Source organism: Xanthomonas sp. NCPPB 3582 (genome assembly GCF_041475735.2).
Classification (GTDB): domain Bacteria; phylum Pseudomonadota; class Gammaproteobacteria; order Xanthomonadales; family Xanthomonadaceae; genus Xanthomonas; species Xanthomonas codiaei.
In genome coordinates, this window is record NZ_CM192968.1 from 3,631,308 (window position 1) to 3,647,897 (window position 16,590).

At 64.5% G+C, this 16,590-nt stretch carries 13 protein-coding genes and 1 tRNA gene; 2 read left to right on the plus strand and 12 right to left on the minus strand.

Annotated features, from left to right (window positions below; genetic code table 11):
* Positions 1-115 precede the first annotated feature (115 nt).
* A complete protein-coding gene (locus tag ACCQ05_RS15285; protein ID WP_372391276.1) occupies positions 116-700 on the plus strand; it encodes a hypothetical protein in 585 nt (194 codons plus the stop codon).
* A gap of 131 nt (positions 701-831) precedes the next feature.
* On the opposite strand, the gene ACCQ05_RS15290 is transcribed toward ACCQ05_RS15285, so the two are convergent.
* From ACCQ05_RS15290 to murJ, 11 genes are all read right to left on the minus strand, one after another.
* Positions 832-2,712 (minus strand): M61 family metallopeptidase, encoded by a 1,881-nt coding sequence (locus ACCQ05_RS15290; protein WP_372391278.1) that lies wholly within the window; start codon positions 2,710-2,712, stop codon positions 832-834.
* 154 nt (positions 2,713-2,866) lie between these two features.
* Entirely contained in the window at positions 2,867-3,202 is a 336-nt protein-coding gene (gene cyoD / locus ACCQ05_RS15295; protein ID WP_104539560.1) for a cytochrome o ubiquinol oxidase subunit IV, read from the minus strand.
* Positions 3,202-3,834, minus strand: coding sequence for a cytochrome o ubiquinol oxidase subunit III (gene cyoC / locus ACCQ05_RS15300; protein ID WP_208800484.1), 633 nt, complete (start codon positions 3,832-3,834; stop codon positions 3,202-3,204). The genes cyoD and cyoC overlap by 1 nt, the downstream gene beginning before the upstream one ends.
* The gene (cyoB, locus tag ACCQ05_RS15305; RefSeq protein ID WP_104539559.1) at positions 3,831-5,831 is read right to left on the minus strand and encodes a cytochrome o ubiquinol oxidase subunit I; all 2,001 of its coding nucleotides are present in this window, start codon (positions 5,829-5,831) and stop codon (positions 3,831-3,833) included. Before cyoB ends, cyoC begins: the two co-directional genes overlap by 4 nt.
* Positions 5,831-6,766, minus strand: coding sequence for a ubiquinol oxidase subunit II (gene cyoA, locus ACCQ05_RS15310; protein ID WP_104539558.1), 936 nt, complete (start codon positions 6,764-6,766; stop codon positions 5,831-5,833). The genes cyoB and cyoA overlap by 1 nt, the downstream gene beginning before the upstream one ends.
* A gap of 356 nt (positions 6,767-7,122) precedes the next feature.
* A tRNA-Thr gene (locus tag ACCQ05_RS15315) sits at positions 7,123-7,198 on the minus strand.
* 85 nt (positions 7,199-7,283) lie between these two features.
* Positions 7,284-8,234 carry a 4-hydroxy-3-methylbut-2-enyl diphosphate reductase gene (ispH, locus tag ACCQ05_RS15320; protein ID WP_372391280.1) on the minus strand — a complete coding sequence of 317 codons (951 nt, stop codon included), beginning with the start codon at positions 8,232-8,234 and terminating at the stop codon, positions 7,284-7,286.
* 137 nt (positions 8,235-8,371) lie between these two features.
* Entirely contained in the window at positions 8,372-8,875 is a 504-nt protein-coding gene (gene lspA, locus ACCQ05_RS15325) for a signal peptidase II (RefSeq protein WP_372391282.1), read from the minus strand.
* A gap of 292 nt (positions 8,876-9,167) precedes the next feature.
* On the minus strand, positions 9,168-11,999 hold the full coding sequence (gene ileS, locus ACCQ05_RS15330) for an isoleucine--tRNA ligase (RefSeq protein WP_372391284.1): 2,832 nt from the start codon (positions 11,997-11,999) through the stop codon (positions 9,168-9,170).
* A gap of 6 nt (positions 12,000-12,005) precedes the next feature.
* Positions 12,006-13,139 carry a bifunctional riboflavin kinase/FAD synthetase gene (locus tag ACCQ05_RS15335; protein ID WP_372391286.1) on the minus strand — a complete coding sequence of 378 codons (1,134 nt, stop codon included), beginning with the start codon at positions 13,137-13,139 and terminating at the stop codon, positions 12,006-12,008.
* A 298-nt stretch (positions 13,140-13,437) separates the two neighbouring features.
* Positions 13,438-15,042 carry a murein biosynthesis integral membrane protein MurJ gene (gene murJ, locus ACCQ05_RS15340; RefSeq protein WP_372394118.1) on the minus strand — a complete coding sequence of 535 codons (1,605 nt, stop codon included), beginning with the start codon at positions 15,040-15,042 and terminating at the stop codon, positions 13,438-13,440.
* A gap of 116 nt (positions 15,043-15,158) precedes the next feature.
* Between murJ and rpsT the strand changes: the two genes are divergently transcribed.
* Complete coding sequence (rpsT, locus tag ACCQ05_RS15345; protein WP_002807888.1) at positions 15,159-15,428, plus strand: 30S ribosomal protein S20; 270 nt, start codon at positions 15,159-15,161, stop codon at positions 15,426-15,428.
* Positions 15,429-15,519: 91 nt separating this feature from the next.
* Here rpsT and cgtA read toward each other — a convergent pair whose 3' ends face one another.
* On the minus strand, positions 15,520-16,569 hold the full coding sequence (cgtA, locus tag ACCQ05_RS15350) for an Obg family GTPase CgtA (RefSeq protein ID WP_372391289.1): 1,050 nt from the start codon (positions 16,567-16,569) through the stop codon (positions 15,520-15,522).
* Between the last annotated feature and the right edge of the window lie 21 nt (positions 16,570-16,590).

The following is a 16,590-nucleotide window of genomic DNA, read 5'->3' on the forward strand; positions in this document are numbered from 1 at the left end:
GATGCAGCCGGCGGTCATCGCAACGCGACGCAGCCAGCCACTTTTCGCGACTTCTGCGGCTTGTCGACGAGCTCGCGCATGCGCCTGGACGCGCCTTGCACCGCTTGTGGTCGCCATGGGCGTTTCACATATCCCTGCCTCCATCGCTTGTAGCGTCGTTGCCGAGATCGGCCGCGCACTCGTGGATTGGCGGCATCGCGCATGGGAGGGTCGGTCCTGTTCGCTGCAGGTTGGCAAGACACTGCAAGGCACGCAATCAACGGACGAGGTCATCATGAAACTGCTCATCATCGTGCTGTTCGGATTATTCGGACTTGCCCATGCGGGCGCGGCGCGCGCCGACGGCTGCGGCGGCAATCTCATCGATCACAAGCCTGTGAGCATCGCTGGCGAACGAGTGGGCGAACTGCAGCTGTACTACAACAGCGGCAATGGCAGGAATTGCGCGGTTTTCGCACATCTGGGCTCCACGCGTGGGAAGCCGCTGTTCACCAGCGTGGAGGTCTACGTCTGCAAACCCAACCGCACCAATTGCGGTGTGTGGCAATGGGATCCGTGGTGGGATCGCGACGATGGAACCTATGCCTACCAGGCAGGCCCGGTGCGCATCGACGGACGCGACAAATGCGTGCAGGCAATGGGATATCTGGACTACAAGGGACAAACGGCAGTTGCCGTGTCCGGCGTGCATTGTCGCTAGCGCAGCGACTACGGCGAGCATCTATGGGCACAGGCGGCGCGCTCGCACCGCCTGCTTGAGTGAATCGCCCGTAGGCTCGGCGACGCAAGACGCGACACCGAGCCCACGGATGGCGAGGCGAGGCGCCGCGCTCAGCGCGCCTTGTACAGCTCGCTCAAACGATCCGGCTTGCCGGCAACACGCTCCAGGTGCGGGTACAACAGACCGCCGTGGTAGTCGATGCGAACGGTGTCGTAGCGGTCGCCGCGCTTGACCAGCAGTTCGATCGGCGTCGTCGTGCCCTTGGCCGCCTTGATGGCATCCTTGATCACCTCACCGCTGAACGCGCGGCCGTTGACCGCAACGATCGTGTTGCCGCTGATCAAGCCGGCATTGAATGCCGGGCTGTCCCACAACACCTCGTTGATTTCCCCAGACCCTTCCAGCGACAGCCCCAGCGAGTAGGTCAGGCTGACATCGTTTTCGTTGCTCTCGTAGGTCTTGGTGGCCAGGTTCGGTTGGTCGGTGTAGACCAGCTTCCAGCCGTTGGCCTCGATGCCACCGTTCAACGAGCCATGCCCGTCCATGCGGCTGCGCAACAGGCTGGCCCAGTCGTAGGCCGCCACGCCGTTGAGGGTGGCGACGATGTCATCGAAGGTGTACGGATTGACGTCCCAGTCGCCGTTGTTCATGCCGAAGAAGGCCTTGCCGAAGTCGTCGATCGAACGCTTGTTGTTGGTCAGTTCGCGCAGCTTGCCATCCACTTCCAGCCACATCATCTGGCCGCCGGAATAATAGTCTTCGGCCATCTGATAGCTGCGGTAGGCCCTGGGCCGGCGCATCGACATGGTGGGGTCATTGGTGGTGTCCTGCACCGTGCGCCACGCCATGCCCGGGCGACCCCGCTCATACTGGGCCGCAACGCCGGCCAGCATGTCGCGGGCCTGGTCCTGCGTCCACAGGCCCGAACGTGCCGCCATCACCTCGCCCCAGAACTGGGTCTGGCCTTCGTACAGCCACAGCAGGCTGTCGCCCATCGGCACATTGAAGTTGGGCGTGGCCAGGTCCGCGCCACGGCGGTATTTGCCGTTCCAGGAGTGGTTGTATTCGTGCGCGAGCAGGTCGCGCATGGTCCAGCTCTTGTCCCACTCGGTGAAGTAATTGGTCGGGCCGCTGTTCTCGCTGGAACGGTGATGCTCCAGGCCGATGCCGCCCAGCTTCTTGGTCAGCGCCAGCAGGAATTGGTAATGATCGAAATGCCGCGCACCGTACAGCTTGTCCATCTGCTGCACCAGCGCCGCATGCGCCTTGATCTGCTCGGGCTTGGCCTCCAGCGCCTTGGCCTCGTCGGCAAACACGTTGAGGTAGACCGGCTGCTTGCCGCTGCTCAGCTCCACCCGCTTGTAGTACTTGCCGGCGAACATCGGCGAGTCGACCAGGTCGTCGAAGTCGATCGGCTTGAAGGTGACCGTGTCGCCCACGCGGCGATCTGTTTCCAGCGCGGTGGCATAGCTCCAGCCAGCCGGCAGGGTGACGCTGGCCTGGGCCTTGATGTTGCGCGCGAAATACCCGGCCGGATAGAGCGCCGTGGTGTTCCACTGCAGGTTGAGCATTTCCGGGGTCATCATCACCCGGCCCTGGTTGCTCGCCTGCGGCGAGAGGAACTTGAATTCGGCCGTCAGCTCGGTGGCGCCCTGCGGCACATCCACCTTGAACGCGTAGACGTCGAATTGGTCGCGCGTCCATGGCACCACCTTGCCGTCGACCTTGACCACCAGCCCGGCAAGCTTGTCGATCGGACCGGTCGGCGAATGGTTGCCGGGAATCCACTGCGGGTACAGCAGCGTCATCGGGCCCGGCTTGGCCGGCATGCTGGTCTTGACCTTGAAGATGCGGTGGGCCAGGTCGGTGGCGTCGACGTCGATCTTCAGCGTGCCCTCGAACGGCACGTCCTGCGGCGGCGCGGTTTGCGCTGCGGCGGGCAAGGACAACGCTGCCAGCAGCGACACGGACAACAAGGTGGGCATCTTCATCGCAACTCCGCAGGTGACCTGGACCAGGCAAGCCCACGATGCTAAGCGCCAACCAGGCGTTACCCGTATGCCATTGGTCATGCCACAGGCCATTGGCGGGCAAAAAAAAGCCGCCAATGACTGGCGGCTTCCTTCGATCCGGCCCGCGGCCGTCTCAATGCATCATGTTGACGTTCATGTTGTGCAGCACCCACAGCGAGCCGACGATCACGATGCCGATGATCAGCAGCGAGAACAGGCCGACCTGCACGTTGGAGCGCTGCTCCGGCGAGCGGTCCATGTGCAGGAAGTACACCATGTGCACCAGCATCTGTACCGCCGCCATGATCGAGATCACCACGACGGTGACGCCCTTGGAGAACGCGCCGCTCATCACCATCGCGAACGGGATGACGGTCAGGATCACGGCCATGACGAAGCCGATCAGGTAGGACTTCAAGCCACCGGCATGCGCATCGGCGGCATTTTCGGTGTGGTGGTGATTGGCCATTACAGCGCTCCCAGCAGGTAGACGACGGTGAACACACCGATCCAGATGATGTCCAGGAAGTGCCAGAACAGGCTCAGGCACGCCAGGCGGGTGCTGTTGCGCGCGGTCAGGCCATGCTTGGAGATCTGGATCACCAGCACCGCCATCCACAGCAGGCCCGACGCCACGTGCAGGCCGTGGGTACCCACCAGGGTGAAGAATGCCGACAGGAACGCACTGCGACCCGGGCCAGCGCCTTCATGGATCAGGTGGTTGAACTCCCAGATTTCCATGCACAGGAAGCCGATACCCAGCAGCGCGGTGACCGCCAGCCAGCCGTACAGGCCGCCCATCTTGCGCTTGTGCGCGGCGATCATCGCGAAGCCGAAGCTCAGGCTGCTGAACAACAGCAGGAAGGTTTCCACCAGCACGAACTTCAGATCGAACAGTTCCTTGGCGGTCGGTCCATCCACCGTGGCGCCGGAGAGCACCGCATAGGTGGCGAACAGGCCGGCGAACAGCAGGCAGTCGCTCATCAGGTAGACCCAGAACCCGAAGACGGTGTTGCCACCGGCGTCGTGATGCTCGTGGTCGTGATCGTGGCCGCCCGCGTGGGCGGCGTGGTCAAGCGTGGTCGAGGAAGCCATGGTCATACCACCTTCGCGGCCTGCGCCGCCTGTTGCTGTTCGAGCAGGGCAAAGCGTGCATTCTCGATGCGCTCCACTTCTTCGGCCGGCACCCAGTAATCGATGTCGTTATCGAAGGTGCGTGCGATGAAGCTGCCGATCATGCCCACCAGGCCAACGATGGCCAGCCACCAGATGTGCCAGGTCAGACCGAAGCCCAGCAGCACGCTGAACGCCCCCATGTAGACGCCGGCGCCGGTATTGCGCGGCATGTGGATCGGCTCGTACTTGGACGGCCGCACCCAGCCCTTGCCGTTCTGCTTGTCGGCCCAGAACTGATCGCGATCGTCGATGTGCGGCAGCACGGCGAAGTTGTAGAACGGCGGCGGCGAGGAGGTGGCCCACTCCAGCGTACGACCGTCCCACGGATCGCCGGTGTAGTCCATGTGCTGCTTGCGCTTCCACACGCTGTAACCGATCTGCACCAGGTTCAGGAAGATGCCCAGGCCGATGATCGCAGCGCCCACCGCGGCAACGTACAGCCACGGCGCCCACTCGGGGTGGTTGTAGGTGTTCATGCGGCGGGTCATGCCCATGAAACCGAGCACGTACAGCGGCATGAAGGCGATGAAGAAGCCGATGATCCAGCACCAGAACGAGGCCTTGCCCAGCTTCTCGTTGAGCTTGAAGCCGAACGCCTTCGGGAACCAGTAGGTCAGGCCCGCCAGGTAACCGAACACCACGCCGCCGATGATGACGTTATGGAAGTGCGCGATCAGGAACAGGCTGTTGTGCAGCACGAAGTCCACGGCCGGAATGGCCAGCATCACGCCGGTCATGCCACCGATGGTGAAGGTGATGATGAAGCCGATCGTCCACAGCACCGGCGAGGTCATGTGCACGCGACCGCGGAACATGGTGAACAGCCAGTTGAAGATCTTCACGCCGGTCGGAATCGAGATGATCATCGTCGTGATGCCGAAGAAGGCATTGACGTTGGCACCCGAGCCCATGGTGAAGAAGTGGTGCAGCCACACCACGAACGACAGCACGCCGATGCACGAGGTGGCGTAGACCATCGAGGTGTAGCCGAACAGGCGCTTGCGGCTATAGGTCGCAATCAACTCGGAGAAGATGCCGAACGCCGGCAGGATCAGGATGTAGACCTCCGGATGGCCCCAGATCCAGATCAGGTTGACGTACATCATGGCGTTGCCGCCACCGTCGTTGGTGAAGAAGTGCGTGCCCAGGTAACGGTCGGCCCCCAGCAGCGCCAGCGCCACGGTCAGGATCGGGAACGCGGCGATGATCAGGATGTTGGTGATCAGCGCGGTCCAGGTGAAGATCGGCATGCGCATCAGGGTCATGCCCGGTGCGCGCATCCGCATGATCGTCACAAAGAAGTTCACGCCGGTCAGCAAGGTCCCCAATCCGGAGATCTGCAACGCCCAGATGTAGTAATCGACACCGACCCCCGGACTGTATTCCAGCCCCGACAACGGCGGGTACGCCAGCCAACCGGTCTGCGCGAATTCACCGACGCCCAGCGAGATGTTGATCAGCGCCGCGCCGGCCACGAACAGCCAGAAGCTCAGCGAGTTCAGGAACGGGAACGCCACGTCGCGCGCGCCGATCTGCAGCGGCACGATCAGGTTCAACAGGCCGGTCATGAACGGCATGGCCATGAAGAAGATCATGATCACGCCATGCGCGGTGAAGATCTGGTCGTAGTGATGCGGCGGCAGCACGCCTTCGCCGCCATTACCGGCCAGCGCCTGCTGGGTGCGCATCATCGCCGCATCGGCGAAGCCGCGCAGCAGCATGACCAGCGCCACGATGATGTACATCACGCCGATGCGCTTGTGATCCACCGAGGTGAACCACTCCTTCCAGAGATAGCCCCACAGCTTGTACTTGGTGAGGGCGCCCGCGATGAGCAGGCCGAGCAGGCCGGCACCACCCAGCGCGACCATGATGATCGGCTCGTGGTACGGAACCGCCTCGATCGTAAGTTTGCCTAACATCACTTGTCTCCAGAAGTGCACATGGCAACCGGCTCAGTGCCCGATGCCTGATGGTCGCCGTGGCCCTTGTTGTGGCCCGGACCATTCATGTATTTGTCGACCAGCGAGCGGAACATGCCTTCCTGCACCGACGAGTAGTAGGTGACCGGGTACTGTTCCTTGTCGTTGCGATTGGCGGCCAGCACCTGGTATTCGGCGGCATTGAGCGCGGTCGGCGAGGCCTTGACCTTGGCCACCCATGCATCGAAGCCGGCCTGATCGAGCGCATGCGCCTTGAAGCTCATCTTCGAGAAGCCGTGACCGCTGTAGTTGGTGGACAGGCCGAAGTATTCGCCCGGCTCGTCGGCCACCAGATGCAGCTTGGTTTCCATGCCCGCCATCGCGTAGATCATGGTGCCCAGATGCGGAATGAAGAACGAGTTCATCACCGTGTCGGAGGTGATCTTGAAGTTCAGCGGCGTGCGTACCGGGAACGCGATCTCGTTGACCGTGGCAATGTTCTGGTCGGGGTAGATGAACATCCACTTCCAGTCCAGCGACACCGCTTCGATGGTGATCGGCTTGACGTCCGAATCCAGTGGCCGGTACGGGTCCAGCGCATGCGACGAGCGCCAGGTCAGCACTGCCAGCACCAGAATGATCACGCACGGAATCGACCACACCACCACTTCGATCGCGGTGGAGTGCGACCAGTCCGGCTCATAGCGGGCCTTGGTGTTGGAGGCGCGATACTTCCACGCGAACGCAATCGTCATCACGATCACCGGGATGACCACGATCAGCATCAGCACCACCGAGGTGATCAGCAGTTGCTTCTCGTCGTGGCCGATCTGGCCTTTCGGATTGAGGATGGCCGAGTTGCAGCCTGCCAGCAGCAGGAACGGCAACATCAGGCCTGGACGAAGTAAACGCCCGAGATGTTTCAGCGGAATCATCGGTCGATCCAAGTGCGAAGGAACGCCAGCCTCGTTCGTCGTATCGGCAAGGAACATGTCCGACAGAGCCCTTCCTGGTGAAGGCGGGCCCGCGCAGACCGAAGACACGGGTTAGCGCGCCAATTTTAGTCTTTGCTGCACCTGCACGAAACCCATTGGCAATGATCTGCCGCAATAAATGCGCGCAAATTTGTGCGACATGTTGTCGCAGCGCAGCGAAACGCCATAGCGCGCCCCGACGCACGCCGACAACGACACGGAGAGTGGTGTACGCGACTGCAGCGACCTGCGTGGACTGCCCACACGCCAGGCCAAACGCAACTGGGCCGGCCATAGGCCGACCCAGTGCGAAGTGATGGTGCCGGAAATAGGAATCGAACCTACGACCTACGCATTACGAATGCGCCGCTCTACCAACTGAGCTATTCCGGCGAGCCGCCAATTGTAGGAGCGCGGCCAGCCCGCGGTCAATCGCCGGCATGCGCGGCGTCGGCCATCGACCGATGCGTACCCTGCCTCAGCCGACCAGGCGCAGCCGCAATTCCTTGGGCAGCGCGAACACCATCGATTCCGGCTCGCCTTCCAGTTCGGAGACGCCCGCCGCGCCAAGCTCGCGCAGCCGCGCCAGCACGCCATCGACCAGCACCTGCGGCGCCGAGGCGCCGGCGGTCAGGCCGATGTGCTGCTTGCCGACGATCCAGGCCGGATCGATCTCGCTGGCGTTGTCGATCAGGTAAGACTCCACCCCGTCGCGCCGGGCCAGCTCGCTCAGGCGGTTGGAATTGGAGCTGTTGGGCGAGCCCACCACCAGCACCAGATCGCATTGCCGCGCCAGGTCGCGCACCGCGTCCTGGCGGTTCTGGGTGGCGTAGCAGATATCGTCGTGGCGCGGCCCCTGCATCGCCGGGTAGCGCGCACGCAGGGCCTCGATGATGCCCATGGTGTCGTCCACTGACAGCGTGGTCTGGGTGGTGTAGGCAAGATTGTCGGGCTGATCGATCTGCAGCGTGGCGACCTGCTCGATGTCTTCCACCAGGTAGATCCTGCCCGCGCCGCGCTCGCGGTTCCATTGGCCCATGGTGCCTTCCACTTCCGGATGGCCGGCATGGCCGATCAGCACCACGTCGCGACCGGCCCGGCAATGCCGCGCCACCTCGAAGTGCACCTTGGTCACCAGCGGACAGGTGGCATCGAACACCTTCAGCGCGCGCCGTTCGGCCTCCTGGCGCACCGCCTGCGAGACGCCGTGCGCGCTGAAGATCACCGTAGCGCCGTCGGGTACCTCGTCCAGTTCCTCGACGAAGATGGCGCCGCGTTCCTTGAGATCGTCGACCACGAAGCGGTTGTGCACCACTTCGTGCCGCACATAGATCGGCGCACCCAGCGTCTCGATCGCACGCTTGACGATCTCGATCGCGCGGTCGACACCGGCGCAGAAACCGCGGGGATTGGCGAGCAGGACGTCCATACGCTTGTTCTCTTCGACAGCCCGGCCAGGGTGGCCGGACATTTCAGGGGGGCATCTGCCGAGCACGCGGTGCCGCGCCTTGGGCGGGTGCGGCGACCGTCCTTGCGGGACGGACGCACGACGGCTTGGGACCGGGATTATCCCGCTTTTCGGCTGCGCTTGCCGTCGAACAGACCGAACACTGCGATCCCGATGGCGCCGCCCACGATCGCCGAATCGGCGATGTTGAAGGCCGGCCAGGTGTGGCTGCCGATGTACCACTGGATGAAGTCGACCACGTGGCCGTGCATCAGGCGGTCGATCACGTTACCGATCGCCCCGCCGATCACCAGCGCGTACGGCAGCGCGCTGCGCCAGTCTCCACGTGCGGTGCGCGACAGCCAGAACGCCAGCAGGCCGCTGATACCCACCGCCAGGGCAGTGAAGAACCATAGCTGCCAGCCACCGGCATCGCTCAGAAAACTGAAGGCTGCGCCGGTGTTGTAGGTGCGGTACCAGTTCCAGAAACCCTCGATGACCGGCACCGGGGTGTATTCAGGCAGGCTGGACAGCACCCAAGCCTTGCTCCACTGGTCCAGTCCGACCACGGCGACGGACAGCAGCAGCCAGATCAGGGCGGAGGGTTTGGGTCTTGCGGTCATTGAATCACCTTAGCTGTTGCTACTCCCGGGTTCGGAAGAAGCTGCCCAACGGGCAAATCGGCAAGCGGCGCCGGATGCGCCGGTATGGCCCTCATCCGGCGCTGCGCGCCACCTTCTCCCGCTTGCGGGAGAAGGGTGTTGAAATGGACTCCCGCTTGCGGGAGAAGGATAGTGAGACGGACTCCCGCTTGCGGGAGAAGGATATTGAAATGGACTCCCGCTTGCGGGAGAAGGATATTGAAATGGACTCCCGCTTGCGGGAGAGGGAATCAGGACATCAGAACCAGCGAGGCTAGAACCAGCGACGGTCCTCGCCAGGGCCTTCGATGTTGCTGACGCAGCGGCTGCACAGCTCCGGATGCCGCGGGTCGCTGCCCACGCTGGCCTGGTGGTGCCAGCAGCGCACGCACTTGGCCTTGGTGGTCGGCTGGGCACTGACGAAGATGTCGTCGGTGCTGGCCGCGGTCACGGTCACATCGCCACTGATGAACAGGAAGCGCAGTTCCTGGCTCAGCGGCTGCCAGCGCGCGGCGGTTTGCGCATCGGCGGCGACGGTGATCTCCGCTTCCAGTGCCGCGCCAATGGCGCCATTGGCACGCATCGGCTCCAGCACCTTGGCCACCTGCTCGCGCAGCGCCAGCAACTTCTCGACATCGGCACTGGTCAACGCCGCATCGGCCGGCAGCGGCGCCAGGCCGTCGTACCAGGTGGCGAACAGCACGTTGCCGGCATGCTCGCCCGGCAGATAGGCCCATAGTTCGTCGGCGGTGAAGCTCAGCACCGGCGCGACCCAGCGCACGAACGCCTCGGCCACGTGATACATCGCGCTCTGCGCCGAACGCCGGCCGCGCGAATCCTCGGCCATCGTGTACAGACGGTCCTTGGTGACATCCAGGTACAGCGAGCCCAGGTCCACGCTGCAGAAATTCAGCAGCGCCTGCACGATCTCGGCGAAGTCGTAGCGCGCATAGGCGGCGACGATCCTTTCCTGCAACTCGTGCGCGCGGTGCACGATCCAGCGGTCCAGCAGCACCATGTCCTCCAGCGCCACCAGATGCTGCCGTGGATCGAAGCCATGCAGGTTGCCGAGCAAAAAGCGAGCGGTATTGCGCAGGCGGCGGTAGGCGTCGGCATTGCGCTTGAGGATCTCCTGCGACAGCGACATCTCGTTGCTGTAGTCGGCCGAGGCGATCCACAGACGCAGGATGTCCGCCCCCAGGGTCTTCATGATGTCCTGCGGCTCGATGCCGTTGCCCAGCGACTTGGACATCTTGCGGCCGTGCTCGTCCACGGTGAAACCGTGAGTCAGGCATTGCTTGTACGGCGCCGCCTTGTCCATCGCCACGCCGGTCAGCAGCGAGGACTGGAACCAGCCGCGGTGCTGGTCCGAGCCTTCCAGGTACAGGTCGGCCGGCTTGGGCAGGCCACGGTCCACCAGCACCGCCTCATGGGTCACGCCGGAATCGAACCAGACATCCAGGATGTCGGTGATCTTGTCGTAGTCGGCGGCCTCCTCGCCCAGCAGTTCGGCCGCATCCAGCGTGTACCACACGTCCACACCGCCCTGCTCCACCCGATCGGCCACCTGACGCAGGAGCTCGGTGCTACGCGGATGCGGTTCGCCGGTTTCGCGGTGCACGAACAACGCGATCGGCACGCCCCAGGTGCGCTGGCGCGAGATGGTCCAGTCCGGGCGACCTTCCACCATGCCGGCGATGCGCGCCTGGCCCCAGGACGGATACCAGGTCACGCCTTCGATAGCCTTGAGCGCGTCGGCACGCAGGCCCGCCTTCTCCATCGAGAAGAACCACTGCGGCGTGGCGCGAAAGGCGATCGGCGTCTTGTGGCGCCAGCAGTGCGGGTAGCTGTGCTCCATCTTGCTGGCCGCCAGCAGCACGCCGGTGTCGCGCAGGGATTCGATGATGACGTCGTTGGCCTTCCAGATATGCAGCCCGGCCAACACGGTGTCGCCCAGCGGCGGCGTCGACGGCAGGTACACGCCGCGGCCGTCCACCGGATTGATCTGCGCGGCGCCATAGCGCTCCAGCAGGCCGTACTGCCTGGACACCTGGTAGTCCTCCTGGCCATGGCCAGGCGCGGTGTGCACGGCGCCGGTACCGTCCTCGGCCGACACGTGGTCGCCCAGCAGCAGCGGGATCTCGCGCTCGGCATAGAACGGGTGCGCCAGCAGCATCTGCTCCAGCGCCGCACCCTTGGCATGGCCGTGCACCACGACCTCGTCCACGCCGTAGCGGGCCAGCGCGTTGGCCGCCAGCGCTTCGGCCACCACCAGCCAGCGCGGCTGGCCGCGGTCGGCCGGGCCTTCGACCAGCACGTAGTCCAGCTCCGCGCCCAGGCTCACCGCCAGCGAGGCCGGCAGCGTCCACGGCGTGGTGGTCCAGATCGGCACAGCCACGCTCATACCGGCCGGCAGGCTGGCGCCGAAAGCAGCAGCCACAGCCGCCGGGTCACGGGCCGGATAGGCGATATCCACCGTCGGCGACAGCTTGTCGGCGTATTCGATCTCGGCCTCGGCCAGCGCCGAACCGCAGTCGAAGCACCAGTGCACCGGCTTCACGCCACGGGTGAGGTGGCCGTTGTCGACGATCTTTGCCAGCGCACGGATCTCGTTGGCCTCGAAACGGAAATCCAGCGTCTTGTACGGGTTGTCCCAGTCGCCGATCACACCCAGGCGCTTGAAGTCGCGGCGCTGCAGATCGATCTGCTCGGTCGCGTATTCGCGGCACTTCTGCCGGAACTGCGCGGCATCGAGCTTGACGCCGACCTTGCCGTACTTCTTTTCGATGGCGATCTCGATCGGCAGGCCGTGGCAGTCCCAGCCCGGGATAAACGGCGCATCGAAGCCAGCCAGATACTTCGACTTGACGATGATGTCCTTGAGGATCTTGTTGACCGCATGGCCGAGGTGGATCTGGCCGTTGGCATACGGCGGACCATCGTGCAGCACGAACAGCGGGCGCCCTGCCGCGTTGGCGCGCAGCTGCGCATACAGCCCCTCGCGCTCCCAGCGGTCCAGCATCGCCGGCTCGCGCTTGGGCAGGTCGCCGCGCATCGGAAATTCCGTCGCAGGCAGATGAAGAGTGGCTTTGTAGTCTTGGGTCACAGGAATCTACCGTTGCGCTGGATTTTTTACTAAGTCCGCACAGGGATGTGCGGGCTGTTGCGAGGGACTCGTATCATGCGAGGAGCCCGCATGGATTTCGCCTGCAGCAGGAGCCGCAGCGTCTTGCGTGCGACTGCTTTCGGCATCCACGCAAACATCGACAGCCTGCTGTGGGCTGCCAATGCTTCCAGCGCCCACCAGCATTGGCGACGGACTGCGCTGAAGCACCGCGCGCGCCTGCTCGGCATCACGATGCATCTGTAGCGTCAGCGCCTGAAGGCCATCGAACTTTTCCTCGTCGCGCAGCTTGGCGACGAACTCGACCTCCAGGTGCCGGCCGTAAAGGTCACCCTGGAAATCGAACAGATGCGCCTCCAGCAGCGGCTCCACGCCAGCCACGGTCGGCCGTGTGCCGAAACTGGACACCGACGGCCATGGCTGCGCGGCCACGCCATGCACCCAGGTGGCATAGATGCCCGACAGCGCCGGCGTGCGCGAGAACCGCAGATTCGCAGTGGGGTAGCCCAACGTGCGTCCCAGCTGCTTGCCACGCACCACCCGCCCGCCGATGGCGTACGGGCGGCCGAGCAGAGCTGCGGCATGCGCAAACTCGCCCGCCACCAACAACTCACGGATGCGTGTGGCGGAAATGCGCTCGCCGTGCAGATGCACGGGCGCGATCTCGCCGGCGACGAATCCATGCTGCTGGCCGAGGACGCGCAGCAAGGCGATGTCGCCGCCACGGCGATGGCCGAAACGGAACTCCGGGCCGATCCACACCTCGCGCGCGCAGAGCCGGCCAACCAGGGCCAGGCGCACGAAGTCCTCGGCGCTCATCGCCGACAGGCGGCCGTCGAAGCGGATCAGGCCCACGCTGTCGGCGCCGAAACCGAGCAGGCCCTCGATCTTGGCGCGTGCCAGGGTCAGCCGCGGTGGCGGTGCGGCCGGGGCGAAGAACTCGCGCGGCAACGGTTCGAAGCTCAACGCCACCGCCGGCACGCCGAGCGCGCGCGCGCGGTCGACCGCGTGCTGCACCAATGCCCGATGCCCCAGGTGCAGGCCATCGAAGGCGCCGATGCAGACCACGCTTCCGTGCGGGAACAACGTCCCGCCCTCGACGTCTCTAAACAGCCTGCTCATTCCTCGATCCAAACAGATGCCGGCCTGCGGCCGACCCTCGCTGATGCATAACTTGTAAGTATAGCCGTGCCTGTCAACCCGCATGACCCGCATCGATCACGCAAGCGCTCAGCGGCACCAGGCCAAGCCCGCCGCCAGTGCCGCCTACCCCCATCCGCCCTTCGGGCACCTTCCCCCGCACGCGGGGGAAGGGAGATCTGATCGCGATGAAGAAGGCAGGGTGCCGTCGTTGGTTGAGCCGGCGACGCCCTTCGGGTCCCTTCCCCCGCACGCGGGGGAAGGGACCCGACGCCCAGACTCAGCTCTCGCGCAGGTGGCGCGGCCTCAGACCCAGCGCCAGCTGGGCCACCACATAGGTCAGCCCGCCACTGCCGACCAGCACCGCCAGCCAGCCGATCCGCTGCCACTTGTCCATTCCGGTGAACGACGGCAGCCACCACAGCAGGCCCAACAGCACCGCCACCATGGCCGCACACGCCAGCAGCAGACGCAGCGCATAGCCGCCCCACCCTGGCCGGCGCTGATACACGCCGGATTTACCCAGCCAGTACCACAGCAGCCCCAGGTTGAGATAACTCGACAGCGCGCTGGCGATGCCCAGCGCCAGATGCAACCCCGGCTGTTTGCCCAGCGCCTGCATCACGCCCTGCGCCTTGAGCTCGGGCGGCACCATCAACTGATACAACACCGCCAGGAACGCGAAATTGAACACCATGTTGGCCACCAGTGCGGCCACGCCGGCGCGCACCGGGGTACGGGTGTCCTGGCGCGCATAGAAGGCCGGCAGTACCACCTTGAGCATCGCGTAGGCCGGCAGGCCGAAGCTCAGCCCGTACACCGACAACGCCGTCATGCGAGTGTCGAAGGCGGTGAACTTGTGATATTGGAATAACGTTGCCACCAATGGCTCAGCCAGCAACACCAACCCCAGCATCGCCGGCATTGCGATCAGCAAGGTGGTCCGGAAGCCCCAGTCCAGCGCGCTGGAAAACGCTGCGCGGTCGGTCTTGACGTGATGGCGTGCCAGTGCCGGCAGGATCACCGTGCCCAGCGCCACGCCGAACACGCCCAACGGCAATTCCAGGAACCGGTCGGCCAGCGACAACCACGACTGCGAGCCATCGGTCAGCTTGGCGGCGATCACGGTGTCCAGCAGCAGGTTGATCTGCGCCACCGAGGAGCCGAACAGGGTCGGCACCATCAGGGTCAGCACCTTGCGCACACCCGGATGTCGCCAGCCCCAGCGCGGCAGGGTCAACAGATTGATGCCTTTCAGCGAAGGCAGCTGGAACAGCAACTGCAGCATGCCCGCGGCCAGCACCGCCCAGCCCAGCGCGAGGATCTGCCTTTCCGGCGTCCCGCCCAGCCGCGGCGCCAGCCACACCGCCCCGGCGATCATGCACAGGTTGAGGATCACCGGGGTCAGCGCCGGCATGGCGAACTTCTGGAAACTGTTCAGCGCCCCGCCCGCCAGCGCGGTCAGCGAAACGAACAGCAGGAACGGGAAGGTCAGACGGAACAGGTCCACCAGCAGGCCATGCTTGGCCGGATCGGTGTCCACCCCGCTGGAGAACAGCGTGGCCAGCTGCGGGGCGAAGACCAGCGCCAGCGCGGTGACCAGCAGCAGCACCCCGCCAAGGGTGCCGGCCACGCGCGCCATCAGTTCGCGCAGCTCGGTATGCGGGCGGGTCTCCTTGACTTCGGTGAACACCGGCACGAAGGCCGTGGCGAAAGAGCCCTCGGCAAACAGCCGCCGCAGGAAATTGGGAACCCGGAAGGCCACCCAGAACGCATCGGTCACCGCATTGCTGCCGAAGGTGGTGGTGATGACCTGGTCGCGCACCAGCCCCAACACCCGTGACACCATGGTCATACTGCTGAACGAGAGCAGGCCCCTCACCATGCGGGGTGTGCTCATGGGCGATCCCTCTTGACAACTGACTTGACGTACATAATTGAGTCCATCATACTTTCGCGCTTGCTTTTTCCACCATACCGATTTTTCAGGAACCCACCACCGTGGCCAATATCAAGTCCGCCAAGAAGCGCGCCAAGCAGACCGTTGTGCGCAATGAGCGCAACACCGGCCAGCGCTCGATGCTGCGCACCGCCGTCAAGAAGGTGATCAAGGCCCTTGACGCCAACGATGCTGCCGGCGCCGAAGCCGCTTTTGCCGTTGCACAGCCGATCCTCGACCGTTTCAGCGCCCGCGGCCTGATTCACAAGAACAAGGCTGCACGTCACAAGAGCCGCCTGACCGCACGCATCAAGGCCATCAAGGCCGCGTAAGCGATCAGTCGAGCCATTGCCGGGAGCCTGGCTTCCGGCAATACAGAAAAACCCGGCCTTGGCCGGGTTTTTTGTGTGCCCGCTCCGGCACTCAGCCCGCATCGCGCGCTTCGAGTTCGTCCTCGCGCTGGCGATCGAAGAACGCCATCACATCCTTCATGATCGGGAAGGTACCGTCGCGGCCCAGCGCCGAGACCAGATACCAGGGCGCGGTCCAGCCCAGCTCAGCCACGATGGCCTCGGCTGCGGCACGCGCTTCATCCTCGAACAGCAGGTCGGCCTTGTTGAGCACCAGCCAGCGCGGCTTCTTCAGCAACTCCGGATCATGCCGTTCGAGCTCGCGTTCGAGCGTGCGCACCTGGTCGGCCGGCGACACACCGTCCACACCATCCATCGGCGCCATGTCCACCAGATGCAGCAGCAGGCGGGTGCGCTGCAGATGGCGCAGGAACTGCGTGCCCAGGCCGGCACCATCGGCAGCGCCTTCGATCAGACCCGGCACATCGGCGATCACGAAGCTGCGATGGGCTTCGACGCTGACCACGCCCAGATTCGGGTAGAGCGTGGTGAACGGATAATCGGCCACCTTCGGCGTCGCCGCCGAGACCGCGCGGATCAGCGTGCTCTTGCCGGCGTTGGGGAAGCCCAGCAGGCCGACGTCAGCCAGCAACTTGAGCTCCAGCTTCAACAACCGCTCCTCCCCTTCTTCGCCGGTGGTGGCCTGGCGCGGCGCGCGGTTGACCGAGCTCTTGAAATGCATGTTGCCCAGGCCGCCCTTACCCCCCTTGGCCACCAACAGGCGGTCGCCGTGCCGGGTCAGGTCGCCGATCACTTCGTCGGTCTGCACGTTGATCACCACGGTGCCGACCGGCACCACGATGACGCGATCCTCGCCGCCCTTGCCATAGGCCTGGCGGCCCATGCCGTTCTCGCCGCGCTGCGCCTTGAAGGTACGCTCATGGCGGAAGTCGACCAGGGTATTGACGTTCTCGTCGGCCACGATCCACACGCTGCCACCGGCCCCGCCATCGCCACCGTCCGGCCCGCCCAGCGGGATGAATTTCTCGCGGCGAAAGCCGACACAGCCATTGCCGCCATTACCGGCGGTGACCAGGATTTCTGCTTCGTCGACTAACTTCATGAGATTTGGGATTCGTTATTT